Source organism: Afipia sp. GW821-FHT14H12, assembly GCF_058803465.1.
In genome coordinates this window covers 133,777-147,395 of record NZ_JBXAOZ010000001.1, presented here as the reverse complement: position 1 = coordinate 147,395, position 13,619 = coordinate 133,777, and the positions used below count along the sequence as shown (strand labels likewise).

General features: G+C 63.5%; 14 protein-coding genes. 10 read left to right on the top strand and 4 right to left on the bottom strand.

All coding sequences use genetic code 11. The features are described from left to right. The first annotated feature begins 182 nt into the window (after positions 1 to 182). The 7 genes from uvrC (at position 183) to AC1RNA_RS00720 (ending at position 6,682) form a co-directional block, all read left to right on the top strand. Positions 183 to 2,261, top strand: coding sequence for an excinuclease ABC subunit UvrC (gene uvrC, locus AC1RNA_RS00750; RefSeq protein ID WP_492949891.1), 2,079 nt, complete (start codon positions 183 to 185; stop codon positions 2,259 to 2,261). Between the two features lie 83 nt (positions 2,262 to 2,344). Then, positions 2,345 to 2,956 (top strand): CDP-diacylglycerol--glycerol-3-phosphate 3-phosphatidyltransferase, encoded by a 612-nt coding sequence (gene pgsA, locus AC1RNA_RS00745; RefSeq protein ID WP_009339907.1) that lies wholly within the window; start codon positions 2,345 to 2,347, stop codon positions 2,954 to 2,956. After that, positions 2,956 to 3,207: a molybdopterin converting factor subunit 1 gene (gene moaD / locus AC1RNA_RS00740; protein WP_009339908.1), complete on the top strand. Its 252-nt coding sequence runs from the start codon at positions 2,956 to 2,958 to the stop codon at positions 3,205 to 3,207. Before pgsA ends, moaD begins: the two co-directional genes overlap by 1 nt. A gap of 9 nt (positions 3,208 to 3,216) precedes the next feature. Continuing rightward, positions 3,217 to 3,690 carry a molybdenum cofactor biosynthesis protein MoaE gene (locus AC1RNA_RS00735; RefSeq protein WP_492949890.1) on the top strand — a complete coding sequence of 158 codons (474 nt, stop codon included), beginning with the start codon at positions 3,217 to 3,219 and terminating at the stop codon, positions 3,688 to 3,690. Continuing rightward, positions 3,690 to 4,685: a 50S ribosomal protein L3 N(5)-glutamine methyltransferase gene (gene prmB / locus AC1RNA_RS00730; RefSeq protein WP_492949889.1), complete on the top strand. Its 996-nt coding sequence runs from the start codon at positions 3,690 to 3,692 to the stop codon at positions 4,683 to 4,685. The genes AC1RNA_RS00735 and prmB overlap by 1 nt, the downstream gene beginning before the upstream one ends. Positions 4,686 to 4,706: 21 nt before the next feature. Further along, positions 4,707 to 5,171: a nucleoside deaminase gene (locus AC1RNA_RS00725; protein ID WP_492949888.1), complete on the top strand. Its 465-nt coding sequence runs from the start codon at positions 4,707 to 4,709 to the stop codon at positions 5,169 to 5,171. A gap of 98 nt (positions 5,172 to 5,269) precedes the next feature. Next, positions 5,270 to 6,682 carry an MATE family efflux transporter gene (locus AC1RNA_RS00720; RefSeq protein ID WP_492949887.1) on the top strand — a complete coding sequence of 471 codons (1,413 nt, stop codon included), beginning with the start codon at positions 5,270 to 5,272 and terminating at the stop codon, positions 6,680 to 6,682. Positions 6,683 to 6,719: 37 nt separating this feature from the next. Here the strand turns inward: AC1RNA_RS00720 and AC1RNA_RS00715 are convergent, their stop codons facing one another. After that, positions 6,720 to 7,832: a branched-chain amino acid aminotransferase gene (locus tag AC1RNA_RS00715; protein ID WP_009339913.1), complete on the bottom strand. Its 1,113-nt coding sequence runs from the start codon at positions 7,830 to 7,832 to the stop codon at positions 6,720 to 6,722. 239 nt (positions 7,833 to 8,071) lie between these two features. Here AC1RNA_RS00715 and AC1RNA_RS00710 point away from each other — a divergent pair, with 239 nt between their 5' ends. The 3 genes from AC1RNA_RS00710 to AC1RNA_RS00700 are packed head-to-tail and all read left to right on the top strand — an operon-like array spanning position 8,072 to position 10,718. After that, positions 8,072 to 8,611 (top strand): MarR family winged helix-turn-helix transcriptional regulator, encoded by a 540-nt coding sequence (locus tag AC1RNA_RS00710; RefSeq protein WP_492949886.1) that lies wholly within the window; start codon positions 8,072 to 8,074, stop codon positions 8,609 to 8,611. Beyond that, positions 8,608 to 9,333: a response regulator gene (locus AC1RNA_RS00705; RefSeq protein ID WP_492949885.1), complete on the top strand. Its 726-nt coding sequence runs from the start codon at positions 8,608 to 8,610 to the stop codon at positions 9,331 to 9,333. Before AC1RNA_RS00710 ends, AC1RNA_RS00705 begins: the two co-directional genes overlap by 4 nt. A 47-nt stretch (positions 9,334 to 9,380) precedes the next feature. Next, on the top strand, positions 9,381 to 10,718 hold the full coding sequence (locus tag AC1RNA_RS00700) for an ATP-binding protein (protein WP_492951156.1): 1,338 nt from the start codon (positions 9,381 to 9,383) through the stop codon (positions 10,716 to 10,718). Between the two features lie 3 nt (positions 10,719 to 10,721). Here AC1RNA_RS00700 and proC read toward each other — a convergent pair whose 3' ends face one another. From proC to AC1RNA_RS00685, 3 genes are all read right to left on the bottom strand, one after another. Further along, on the bottom strand, positions 10,722 to 11,546 hold the full coding sequence (gene proC, locus AC1RNA_RS00695; protein WP_492949884.1) for a pyrroline-5-carboxylate reductase: 825 nt from the start codon (positions 11,544 to 11,546) through the stop codon (positions 10,722 to 10,724). A 109-nt stretch (positions 11,547 to 11,655) separates the two neighbouring features. Further along, positions 11,656 to 12,156 carry a type III secretion system chaperone family protein gene (locus AC1RNA_RS00690; RefSeq protein WP_009339918.1) on the bottom strand — a complete coding sequence of 167 codons (501 nt, stop codon included), beginning with the start codon at positions 12,154 to 12,156 and terminating at the stop codon, positions 11,656 to 11,658. 366 nt (positions 12,157 to 12,522) lie between these two features. Continuing rightward, positions 12,523 to 13,518 (bottom strand): ribose-phosphate pyrophosphokinase, encoded by a 996-nt coding sequence (locus tag AC1RNA_RS00685; protein WP_009339919.1) that lies wholly within the window; start codon positions 13,516 to 13,518, stop codon positions 12,523 to 12,525. Between the last annotated feature and the right edge of the window lie 101 nt (positions 13,519 to 13,619).

Here is a 13,619-nt window from a genome sequence, read left to right as displayed (position 1 = left end):
CCCGCGCCTCCAAGGCGGGGGTCACGGGCCATCGTGGTTACGAAAGCCCGTCTTTTCTGCGTAAAATTTATCGAGAGTTTTACGTTAAACACTTCTTAACGCGGGGTTTTCGGGGTGGATCGTTGTTAAGAGAATCTTACCGACCGCTGGCCCTCAGCCTCCGCGATCACTAATTTGGGGCCATGAATAGCGACGATCATGAAAGATCGATGGCCGCACCGGGGCGGAGCGTTGATGATCCGGTGACGAGTCCGCCGGCACCCGGCGGCGCGCAGGCGCCGGGTTCCTCCGATGTCCCGCCGCAGGATAGCGACCTTGCCGTGACCAACCCGGAGGAGGACGACTCCGCGCTTCCCGAGCCGGTGGAGGATGAGGCCGAATGGGGGGGCGAGAGCCGCCTCGGAGTCGGCCGCGCCGTGATCGAGCAGGCGGTGAAGCTCGCGCCAACCTCTCCTGGCGTCTACCGCATGCTCAACGAGAGCGGCGACGTGCTCTATGTCGGCAAGGCCAAGAACGTCAAAAAGCGGCTTTCGTCCTACGCCCGCCCGACCGGCCATGTGGTGCGGATCGCGCGCATGATCGCGATGACGGTGAATGTCGAGATCGTCTCGACTGAAACCGAGACCGAGGCGCTGCTGCTGGAAGCGAACCTCATCAAGCAGTTGCGGCCACGCTTCAACGTGCTGCTGCGCGACGACAAGTCGTTTCCCTATATTCTCATCACCAGCGATCACTGGGCGCCGCAGCTCGTCAAGCATCGCGGTGCGCAGACGCGGCCCGGCCGCTATTTCGGGCCGTTCGCCTCCGTCGGCGCAGTCAACCGGACGCTGACGGCGCTGCAACGCGCGTTTCTGATCCGCTCCTGCACGGATTCGTTTTTCGAGGGCCGCACCCGGCCTTGCCTGTTGTTCCAGATCAAGCGCTGCGCGGGGCCGTGCACCGGCGAGATCGATTTCCCCGCCTATACCCAGCTTGTGCGGGAGGCGACCGACTTCCTCTCCGGCCGCAGCCGCGCGGTGAAAGAGCAACTCGCCGCGGAGATGGAGAAGGCCTCCGCCGAGCTCGAATTCGAGCGCGCGGCACTGTATCGCGACCGTCTGGCCGCGCTGTCGGCGGTGCAGGCGCAGCAGGGCATCAATCCGCGCACGGTGGAGGAGGCGGACGTGTTCGCCATCCATCAGGAGGGCGGCTATAGCTGCGTCGAGGTGTTTTTCTTCCGCACCGGGCAGAACTGGGGAAACCGCGCCTATTTCCCACGCGCAGACAAGTCGCTGACGGCGGAGGAGGTGCTGGGCTCGTTCCTGTCGCAATTCTACGACGGCAAGCCGCCGCCGAAGCTCGTCCTCCTCTCCCACAAGATCGAGGAAGGCGAACTGCTGGCCAGCGCGCTCAGCGTCAAGGCCGGATTCAAGGTCGAGGTTTCGACGCCGCAGCGCGGCGAGAAAAAGGAACTGGTCAATCACGCGCTGACCAACGCGCGCGAGGCGCTGGGCCGCAAGCTCGCCGACACCGCCACCCAGACGCGGCTTCTCGACAGCCTCGTGAGCGCGCTGCAATTGCCGCAGCCGCCGCGCCGGATCGAGATCTACGACAACAGCCACATTCAGGGCACCAATGCGGTCGGCGCCATGGTGGTCGCAGGGCCGGAAGGCTTCATGAAGAACCAGTATCGCAAATTCAACATCCGCTCTGAAAATCTCACGCCGGGCGACGATTACGGCATGATGCGCGAGGTGTTGCAGCGCCGTTTCAAGCGGCTATTGTCGGCGGAGGCGGGCGCGCAGGCCAAGGACGATGACGTCCCGCAATGGCCGGACCTCGTCATCATCGACGGCGGCCTTGGGCAGTTGAACGCGGTGCGCCAGATTTTCGATGAACTCGGCGTCACTGGCGTCTCGTTGATGTCGGTCGCCAAAGGGCCGGACCGTGACGCCGGGCGCGAGACGCTGTTCCTGCCGGACCGCCCGGCCATCAAGCTCGAGCCGCGCGATCCGGTGCTGTATTTCATCCAGAGGCTGCGCGACGAGGCACACCGTTTCGTGATCGGATCGCACCGCAAGCTGCGCAAGAAGGACATCCGCGAGGCGGGCTTGCAGGAAATTCCGGGCATCGGCCCGGCCCGCAAGCGGGCGCTGCTGCATCATTTCGGAACGTTGAAGGAAATCGAGCGCGCCTCGCTGGCAGACCTTGGCAAGGTTCCAGGCGTGAGCGCCGAAAGCGCGCGGCGAATCCACGATTTCTTCCATCCCGCCCGGTCCTGACCGGTGAGCCTGACAGGGGACATAACCGCCATGATCGCCTTCGGTGTTGACCTTGGGAGCCGCACAGTATTGGTATCGTGCCCATGTCCAGTGTGACCACCCGCAAGCCGCTCAAACACTCGTTTGCGCTGCCGAATATCCTGACCTATTCGCGGATCGCGGCCGTGCCGATCGTGGTCGCCTGCATGTATGCCCAGTCGATCGGCAACGGGCCCTTGTGGCTGCGCTGGGTCGCGCTCGCGGTCTTCATCATTGCCGCGGTCACCGATTTCTTCGACGGCTATTACGCGCGGATGTGGAATCAGCAATCCGCGTTCGGGCGGATGCTCGATCCGATTGCCGATAAATTGCTGGTGGCGTCGTGCCTTCTGATGCTGGCGGCGGACGAGACCATCAAGGGCTGGTCGCTATGGGCCGCGATCGTGATCCTGTGCCGCGAAATTCTGGTCTCGGGGTTGCGCGAATATCTCGCGGCGCTCCATGTCCGCGTCCCGGTGACGCAGCTTGCGAAGTGGAAGACCGCTGTTCAACTGGTGTCTATCGGGTTTCTGATCGCGGGTGAGGCGGGCGAGGCGATCCTGCCGCCGACCATCCCGATCGGAATCACGCTGTTGTGGATATCGGCTCTCGTCACGCTCTATACCGGCTGGGACTATTTCCGTTCCGGCATCCATCATCTGGTGGAGGATGAGTGATGAAGGTTCTTTATTTCGCATGGGTGCGCGAGCGTATCGGCAAGGCGGAAGAGACGATCGATCCGCCCGCCGCCATCCGTACGGTCGGTGACCTGATCGGCTGGCTGACGCAGCGCGGCGAGGAATACGCCCGCGCCTTCGAGAAGCCCGCGATCATTCGCGCCGCCATCGACCACACCCATGTCAAACCGGACGCGGCGATTGCGGGCGCGCGCGAGATCGCATTTTTCCCGCCGATGACCGGCGGCTGAGCCATCACGATGACCATCCCGATCACAGTTCGCGTGCAGCATGACGATTTCGATGTCGCGCTCGAAACCAGAATGCTGACTGCGAACCGCCCGGACATTGGCGCGGTGGTGAGCTTTATCGGCATCTGCCGCAGCGGCGATGACGATCTGGCGATTTCGGAGATGACGCTGGAGCATTATCCCGGCATGGCGGAGACCGAGATCCGCCGTCATGCCGAGGAAGCGCGCAAGCGCTGGCAGTTGTCCGGCGTCACCGTGATCCATCGCTTCGGCACTGTTACGCCGGGTGACAATATCGTGCTGGTGCTGACGGCATCGCCGCACCGCGAGGCGGCATTTCAGGCGGCGGAATTTCTGATGGATTATCTCAAGACCAACGCGCCGTTCTGGAAATCGGAAAAGCGCCTGTCCGGAACCAAAGGTGTCTGGGTCGAGGCACACAGCGCTGACGACGCAGCGACCTCGCGCTGGGGGCGCAAATAATGGCACGCAAGACGACGAAGGCGACGCGTGCTGTGTCGCGCCGCAAGGCTGCGCCGCGTGTTAAGGTCGCGACGCGCATCAAGGCTGCTCCTGTTGCCAAGCCCGGCGAATTGCTGACGCTGCTGGATGTCCTGCGTTATGCGGTCAGCCGCTTCAACGAGGCTGAACTGGTGTTCGCGCATGGCACCACTGATCCGGTGGCGGAGGCGGCGTTCCTCGTCACCGAGGCGTTGCATCTTGCGCCCGAGCAGTTCGAGACATTCGCGCAGGCACGGGTGACCAAGGCGGAAGCCGCAAAACTGCTTGGCCTGATCGGTCAGCGCGTGCGCACGCGCAAGCCCGTGGCCTATCTCGTCAACAAGATCTACATGCGCGGGCTGCCGTTCTATGTCGACGAGCGCGTGATCGTGCCGCGCTCCTTCATCGGCGAATTGCTGGATTCACATTTCAGCGGCGACAGCGAAATGCCGCTGATCGACGATCCGGGCAGCGTCGGGCGTGTGCTCGATCTGTGCACCGGTTCGGGCTGCCTTGCCATTCTGGCGGCGCAGACTTTCTTCAATGCGACGCTGGATGCGGTCGATCTCTCGAAGGATGCGCTCGCGGTGGCGGCGAAGAACGTTGCCGACTACGGCCTCGAAGATCGCATCTCGCTGCACAAGGGCAACCTGTTCGCGCCGCTCGGCAACGAACGCTACGACCTTATCATCTCCAATCCGCCCTATGTCGACGCGGAGGGGATGGCTTCGCTGCCGCCGGAATGCCGGCACGAGCCGAAACTCGCCTTCGACGGCGGTGCGGACGGCATCGACATCGTCCGGCGGATTATCAATGAAGCAGCTGCGCACCTCACACCGAATGGCGGCCTGCTCTGCGAGGTCGGCCGCTGCCGCGAGGCGGTGGAGGATGCTTTCCCGACCCTGCCGCTGCTTTGGCTCGACACCGAGGAGTCGGAAGGCGAGGTGTTCTGGGTCGGCGCGCAGGATTTAGCCTGATCTGATTTCAAGGAGGCCGACATGCCAGACGCAAAACGCTTCCTGTGCGAAGCCATCGAACTGGCGCGTGAGAACGTCCGCAAGGGCGGGCGCCCGTTCGGCGCGGTGCTAGTCAAGGATGGCAAGGTGATTGCAACCGGCGTCAACGAGATTCTCGAGACCGGCGACCCGACCACGCATGCCGAGTTGCAGGCCATTCGCGTGGCCAGCCACGTGCTCGGCAGTCCGCGTCTCGACGGTTGCACGATCTATGCGAGCGGCCATCCTTGCCCGATGTGCCTCTCGGCCATGCATCTCACCGGGATTCGGGAATTCGCCTACGCTTATTCCAATGAGGAAGGCGAGCCTTACAGCCTGTCCACGGCGAAAGTCTATGCCGAGATGGCCAAGCCGCTGGCCGCACAATCCGTGAAGGCCACTCACATTCCGGTTCGCATCGAAGGTGAAGACCCTTACGAGATGTGGAAAGCGCGCTCGGCGGTATAGGGAAAGGCAAGCCTCCGGCAGTCCGGCCGCCATGATGTTGCGATATTCTGCGGCTTGATGGCTGTAGTTTCGCCCCCGCTGCCTATCTGTCAACGATCATGCTTTTCGTAACTCCCCAGAGCGTCTCGACGCGAGAAGTCTGGCGCGATGAATTTCGCGCGATGCTCGCGCTTGGCTGGCCGCTGGTGCTGACCAATCTCGTGCAAATCGCGCTGACCACGACCGATGTGATCGTGGTGGGGCGTCTTGGGCCGACGGCGCTCGCCGCAGCAACCCTCGGGGTCAATCTCTATCTCGCGGTGCTGCTGTTCGGAATCGGCCTGCTCACGGCGACCTCGCCGATGATGGCGAGCGCGATCGGCCGCAAGCTGCATATGGTGCGGGACGTGCGCCGCACATTCCGGCAGGGATTGTGGAGCGCGCTGATCATCGCGGTGCCGAGCTGGATTCTGCTGTGGCAGGCGGAAGCGATCCTGATCGCGTTCCGGCTCGATCCCACGTTGGCGGCGGAGGCTGCCGCCTTCATGCACCATCTGCAATGGGGAGTGCTGCCCTCGCTGGGTTACATCGTGCTGCGCTCGTTCGTTGCCGCATTGGAGAGGCCGGTGTGGGCGCTGGTCATCACCGGCATGTCGTTCTTTTTCAATATCGCCGCGAACTACGCGCTGGTGTTTGGCCATTTCGGCTTTCCGGCGATGGGGCTGCGCGGCGCGGGCACGGCAACGGCGCTCTCCAACCTGTTTCTGTTTACGGGCATGGTTATAGTGGTGATGTGTGCGGCGCGTTTCCGCCGCTATCGCCTGTTCGGCCATTGGTGGCGGCCGGACTGGCCGCGGTTGCGGACGCTGTGGCGGGTCGGCTTGCCGATCGGCGCGACCGTGATGTTCGAGATCACGGTGTTCAACGCAGCCGTGTTCCTGATGGGACAGTTCGGCACCGATGCCATCGCCGCTCATGCCATCGCGATCCAGATCGCATCGACCACTTTCATGGTGCCGATGGGCGTGGGGCAGGCGGCGACGGTGCGCGTCGGTCTTGCCTATGGCGCCCGCGATGCGGATGGAATCACGCGCGCGGGCTGGACCGCCTTTGTGCTGGCCATCGCCTTCATGGCGGCAATGAGCGCGCTGATGCTGACTGCGCCGCGATTGCTGATCGCGGCCTTTGTCGATCTCAACGATCCGGCCAATGCCGCCGTCGTCGGCCTCGCGGTGTCGTTCCTGATGTGGGCGGCGGTCTTCCAGATCTTCGATGGTGCGCAGGTGGTCGGCGCGGGCATGCTGCGCGGTTTGCAGGATACAAGGGTGCCGATGGTCTACGCCGCCATCGGCTATTGGGGCATCGGCATGTCGCTGAGCCTGCTGTTCGCGTTCAGGCTCGGCTTCGGCGGTACCGGCATCTGGATCGGACTAGCCTCGGGCCTTGCGGTCGTCGCCTGCGCGATGATCGGACGCTGGATGCGCCGCGCCCGACTGGGACTGGTGCCGGTAAACGAAAACGCCGCAGCGTAGGCTGCGGCGTCATTCGAAACTTGTTAAGGCGAATGGATCAGAAAACCTTCTTGATCCAGTTGTGCGCATCCGCCGCGCGGCCGTACTGGATGTCCACGAGTTGCTTGCGCAGTCCCATCGCGACCGGGCCGGCGGCACCTCCGTTGATCGCGAAATCGCCGCTCACCGAATGCACCTTGCCGATCGGCGAGATCACCGCCGCGGTGCCGCAGGCGAAGGCTTCCTTCAGTTTGCCGCTGGCGGCATCCGCGCGCCACTGATCGATCGTGTAGGGCTCTTCGCGCACGAGCTTGCCTGCCTCTCGCGCGAGGGTGATGATCGAGTCCCGCGTGATGCCGGGCAGGATCGTGCCGAGCGGCGGCGTCAGCAGCGAGCCGTCGTCAAACACGAAGAAGATGTTCATGCCGCCGAGTTCTTCGATGTAGCGGCGCTGGACCGCGTCGAGGAACACCACCTGATCGCAGCCATGCTCGATGGCTTCGGCCTGCGCGCGCAGGCTTGCGGCATAATTGCCGCCGCATTTCACGGCACCGGTGCCGCCGATGGCCGCGCGGGTGTAGTTCTCCGAGACCCAGATCGAAACGGGGGCAGGGCCGCCCTTGAAATAGGAGCCGACCGGCGATGCAATCACGGCGAAGATGTATTCAGCGGACGGCTTGACGCCGAGGAAGATTTCGTTGGCGATCATGAAGGGCCGCAGATAGAGACTGCCTTCGCCACCCGGAATCCAGTCGCGGTCAGTGCGCACCAGATGTTCGACGGCGTCAATGAACACGTGCTCGGGCAGCGGTGCCATGGCCATGCGTTCCGCCGAATTCCAGAAGCGCCGCGCGTTGGCGTCGGGGCGGAACAGGTTCACGCCGCCATCGGCGCGCCGGTAGGCCTTGAGGCCTTCGAAAATCTCCTGGGCGTAGTGCAGGACGGCCGTCGCAGGGTCCAGGGCGAAGCTCGCGCGGGATTCGATGCGCGCGCCGTGCCAGCCCTTCGTGTGGTTGTAGCGGACGACAGCCATGTGATCGGTGAAAACGCGGCCAAACCCAGGGTCAGCGAGTTTTGCCGTGCGGTCGTTTGCGGGCGTGGGATTCGCTGCGAGTTGCTTTTCGAATTCCAGCAAGACCGCGCCATCGATTTTGTCGAAGGACACGCCCATGATTTTGTCTCCCAATACAGTCTGTCGCTTGGCGTCGTTCCGGACGGCCAGCGCGCATGCCGTTACGATTTCGCGAAATCCGTGAAGTCCAGTATGTTTCGCGCCGGGCCGACGGACAATCAATCGCTAGATTGGGCCGTCGCCCTGTAATTTATCGAGACCTTCACGGAACGCCGGAGTTTTTCCGAAAGTTTCGCGAAAGGCACCTGCTTTGTAACGTAAAACCAAAATATGTCAACATGGCTGACATAAATTTAAAAACCATCAGAACCGAGCTTTCGAGCGGCCAATCCCTGCCGCCCGAGGTGCGCTGGGACATCGTCGAATTACTGTTCTTCGCCTACCGCGATTTCGTCGGCGATGCCGACCATGTGCTGGAGGAGTTCGGCTTCGGTCGCGCGCATCATCGCGTGATGCATTTCGTCCAGCGCTATCCTGGGCTGAAGGTGGCGGACCTGCTGGAGGTTCTGCGCATCACCAAGCAATCACTCGGGCGGGTCCTGAAGCAACTCCTCGACGAGGGCTATATCATCCAGCGGGCCGGCGACAGCGATCGCCGCCAGCGTCTTCTTTTCGCCACCGCCAAGGGCGAAGCGCTGGTGGTGAAATTGGCGAGCCTCCAGACCAGGCGCATCGACCGCGCGCTCGCGACGCTTGACCCGGAGGGTGCTTCGAGCGTCCGCAAGTTCCTGCTCGGTCTCATCGATCATGATGATCCCGACAAGGTGCTTGAGGTCATACTCAAAGGCGGCGGCCCGGACATGAGGACGAGATCGTGAACGAAACGGCAGCCGGTGCAAAAAGGCTGAAGCCGATCAACGATGAGGCGCCGCATCTGCTGCTGGTGGATGACGACCGCCGCATCCGCGATCTGCTGTCGCGCTTTCTCGGCAACGAGGGCTATCGCGTCACCACGGCGAAAAGCGCCGCGGCCGCGCGCGCCAAGCTGACCGGCCTGCATTTCGATCTCCTGATCCTCGACGTGATGATGCCGGGCGAAACCGGTTTCGAATTCGCGCGGAGCTTGCGCGAAACCTCGCAGGTGCCGATCATCATGCTGACCGCGCGGCATGAAGCGGAAAGCCGGATCGAAGGCCTGCAGATCGGCGCCGACGATTATGTCGCCAAGCCGTTCGAGCCGCGTGAATTGCTGCTACGTATCGCCAACATCCTCAAACGCGTTGCGCCGGTCGCGGTGGAAACGGTGGAGTCGGTCGCGTTCGGGCCTTACGTCTATCATCTGGAGCGTGGCGAATTGCGCAACGGCGAGGAGGTTGTTCATCTCACTGACCGCGAGCGCGAGATGCTGCGTATCCTCGCGGCGTCGCCGGGTGAAACCGTGCCGCGCGGCGCGCTGACCGGCAACGGCGCCAACGGCAACGAGCGCGCGGTCGACGTCCAGATCAACCGCCTGCGCCGCAAGATCGAACGCGATCCCGCCAATCCCCTGTTCCTGCAAGCGGTGCGCGGCATCGGTTACCGGCTCGTCGCCTCGCCATGAGCATGCTCGAGTCCGCAAAATCCGTGTTGCATCCCTTGCTCCGGGGCATGTCGGTGCTGAACGAGTGGTTCGCCCGCGGCCTCAAGGAACTGATGCCGAAGGGGCTTTATGCGCGCGCACTGCTCATCATCATCGTGCCGATGGTGATCCTGCAATCGGTGGTCGCGTTCGTGTTCATGGAGCGGCACTGGAACACGGTGACGCGGCGTCTGTCGGCGGCGGTGGTGCAGGACATCTCCGGGCTGATCGATGTCTACAAGACCTATCCGCAGGACAAGGATCGCGTGCAGCTCCGCCGCATCGCGCAGACCCGCCTCGGCCTCGTGGTGGATTTCCTGCCGCCGAACGACATGCCGCCGCCGGGCCCGAAGCCGTTCTTCTCGTTGCTCGATCAGGCGCTGTCGCTGCAACTGAGCCGGCAGATCGGCCGCCCGTTCTGGATCGATACGGTGGGCCGTTCCAATCTCGTCGAAATTCGTATCAAGCTCGACGACACGGTGATGCGCGTCTACGCCCAGCGCAGCGCGGCCTATGCCTCGAACTCGCAGATATTTATCTTCTGGATGCTCGGCACGTCGTCAATTCTTCTGATTGTCGCGGTGCTGTTCCTGCGCAACCAGATCAGGCCGATCCTGCATCTGGCCGATGCCGCCGAGAATTTCGGCAAGGGCCGTGATGCGCCGAACTTCCGGCCGCGCGGCGCGCGTGAGGTGCGGCGCGCGGCGCAGGCTTTCATGGAGATGAAGGAGCGCGTCGAGCGCAGCATCGAACAGCGCACCACCATGCTCGCGGGCGTCAGCCACGATCTGCGCACCATCCTGACCCGCTTCAAGCTCGAACTGGCATTGCTTGGCGATGGCGCGGAAGCCGATGGCATGCGCAAGGACGTCGACGAGATGAGCGGCATGCTGGAGGATTATCTCGCCTTCGCGCGCGGCGACAGCGGCGAGCAGGCGACGCCGACCGACATGGCGCAGGCGCTGGAGGAGTTGCGTGGCGATGCGGAGCGCCACGGCCATCCGGCGACCGTGACTTTCGAGGGCGATCCGATGGTCACGGTGCGCCCCGCCTCGTTCAAGCGTTGTCTGGCCAATCTGGTGTCCAATGCGGCGCGCCACGCCGATACGATTTCCATCACCGGCTATCGCGACGATCGTTGGCTGACGGTGACGGTGGATGACGACGGCCCCGGGATTCCGTTGCATCTGCGCGAGGAAGTGTTCAAGCCATTCCTGCGGCTCGACGATGCGCGCAACCAGGACGAGGGCGGCACCGGCCTCGGCCTTGCCATCGCCCGCGATATCGCCCGCGCGCATGGCGGCGACATCACGCTGGGCGACAGCCCGCTCGGCGGCCTGCGCGCCGCGGTGCGCGTGCCGGTGTAAAAGTTACTTCGCGAGTTCTCTGGACCGCTTTGCCGCGGCGGCCACGGCGCGCGTCAGCAGCGGCTGAAAGCCTCCCGGACCCATCAGCACCTCGAGCGCGGCTGCGGTGGTGCCGCCGGGCGAAGTGACGTTCTTGCGCAGCGTCTCGCTCGTCAGGTCCGAGCGATGCAGCAACTCGCCCGAGCCTGCCACCGTCTCGCGCGCAAGCCGCGTGGCCAATTCCGGCGAAAGACCCGCTGCGATACCAGCGCGGGCAAGCTCTTCGGCAAGCAGGAAGACGTAAGCCGGGCCCGAGCCCGACACGGCGGTGACGGCATCCATCAGCGCTTCGTCATCGATCCATTCGACGCTGCCGGTCGCGCTCAGCAGCGCATCGGCGATATCGCGCTGCTGTTGGCCGACGCCTGCCTCGGCAACCGCGACGGTGATCCCACGTCCGATGGCCGCCGGGGTGTTCGGCATCGCCCGCACCACCTTGCCACCGCAGGCCTGCGAGAGCTTCGCGATCGGCACGCCTGCCATGATCGAGATCACCAGCGTGGCAGGCTTTACAAGCGTACGCAGTTGAGGTGCCGCGTCCGCGAACATCTGCGGCTTCACGGCCATCACCAGCACGGCGACGTCACCCGGCTGCGTGGGGTTGATGCGCAGGCCCTTCGCGGTCAGCGACGTGATGTCATCCGAAGGTGCAGGATCGATCACCGCGAGCCTGTCGGCGGCCACGCCCTGCGCAAGCCAGCCCGACAACATCGCGCCGCCCATCTTGCCTGCACCCGCAAGCACGATGGAGCCGTTCAGGTTTGCGAGTGCATTGGTGGATGTGGTCATCGAAGCAGCCTCTCGGGACTTGCTGCGGCATGGCCGCAGTAATCATGCGCTTCGCAAATTGTCTTGTGAGGGATGCCCGGGTCAAGCCCGGGCATGAGGGCAGGGCCGCTCAGGCCTCGCCCATCGTGTCGAACATCGCCGCCGACATTGCCTCGGTAGCGGTCTTGCCGCTCCAGACCACGAACTGGAAGGCGGGGAAGTAACGCTCGCAGGCCATCACAGCGGTCTCGAACATCGTCTCGCACTGCGCGTTCGAGGCGCTCATGTTGCCCGGCAGGAGCAGCGACTGCCGGTGCATCACCACGCCGGATTGCGACCAAAGATCGAAATGGCCGACCCACATCTGCTCGTTGGCGGATGCGATCAGGCGCTGCACCTCGGCGCGGCGGGCGACGGGAATCTTCATGTCGAAGGCGCAGGCGACGTGCAGGGCCTCGATCTCCGGCATCCAGGTGAAGGAGATCTGATAGTCGGTGAAGCGGCCCTTGTAGACGATGGTGACTTCGTCTTCGCCGGAGCGCTCGAAGGCAAGATCGTTACTGGCCGCGATTTCCTCGACGACCGTGAGAGGGCTGGGTGTTGAATCGAGAGTGATGTCCAAGAGGGACATGCTGGCTTCATCCTGTCGATTGGTGCACGCGGAACGAGATGCAAAAACGGTTTGACGATCATCGTCGCCACAAATCCGAACCGGCTTTGTCGTTCAGGCCGTCCGAAGGTGCACGAGAATTGATCTGTGATTTGCGACTCGGGCGCAATCGAACGGCGACTCGTTCCACAGGCATTCGGGAAAAAAATGAAGTCATCAACAGGCGAAAAGAGAACAAACCGGAATCAAATCGGCGATTGCGACTCCGGCGCGAAAATTTCGCGTCATGCGAGTCCCGCCGGTGCCGTCCGGATGACTCGATGCGGCGCGCGGCGGAGGCCATGCAAACCGGATTGGCAGAAAGGGAAGGGCTGCGAGGGGCGCCGTTCAGTCGAACAGGCTCGACACCGACTCTTCAGAAGCGGTGCGATCGATCGCCTCGCCGATCAGGGTCGCGATCGGGAGCGAACGGATATTCGGGGCGTTGCGCACCGCTTCGGTGGGCTCGATGGAGTCGGTGATAACCAGCTCCTTCAGCTTCGATGCGGTGATGCGGGCAACCGCGCCGCCGGACAGCACGCCATGGGTGATGTAGGCGTAAACATCCTTGGCGCCGTTGGCGAGCAGCGCGTCGGCCGCGTTCACCAGCGTGCCGCCGGAGTCCACGATGTCGTCAACCAGCACGCAGGTGTAGCCGGAGACGTCGCCGATCACGTTCATCACCTCGGACTCACCAGCGCGCTCGCGGCGCTTGTCGATGATGGAGAGCGGCGCGTTGATGCGTTTGGCGAGGCCGCGTGCGCGGACCACGCCGCCGACGTCGGGCGACACCACCATGACGTTCTCAAGCTGGAAGCGGTCACGGATGTCCTTCACCATCACCGGAGAGGCATAGAGGTTGTCGGTCGGGATATCGAAGAAGCCCTGGATCTGTCCGGCATGCAGGTCGAGCGTCATCACGCGGTCGGCCCCGGCATGCGTAATCAGGTTGGCGACAAGCTTTGCGGAGATCGGCGAACGCGAGCCGACTTTCCGGTCCTGCCGGGCGTAGCCGAAATACGGGATCACCGCGGTGATGCGTCGCGCGGAGGCGCGGCGCAGCGCGTCGATGATGATGAGCAGTTCCATCAGGTGGTCGTTGGCCGGGTAGGACGTAGACTGCACCACGAACACGTCGGAGCCGCGTACGTTTTCCTGAATCTCGACGAAGATTTCCATGTCGGCGAAGCGCCGGACGACGGCCTTTGTCATCGGCAGGTCGAGATAGCTGGAGATGGCCTGGGCCAGCGCCGGGTTGGAATTGCCGGTGACGAGCTTGATCGAACCGTTCTTCGCCGACGCAGAGGCTTTGTCCCGCGTCTTCGTTCCTACGCTCGTCAGCATGTCGGCAGGCCCCTGTTTACCCGGCTCTTTCAGTTGCCGGGGTGATAACAAGCGCATACCGCCGCTGGCAATAAGACGTGCGTTATTTTTCCCGCTGAATC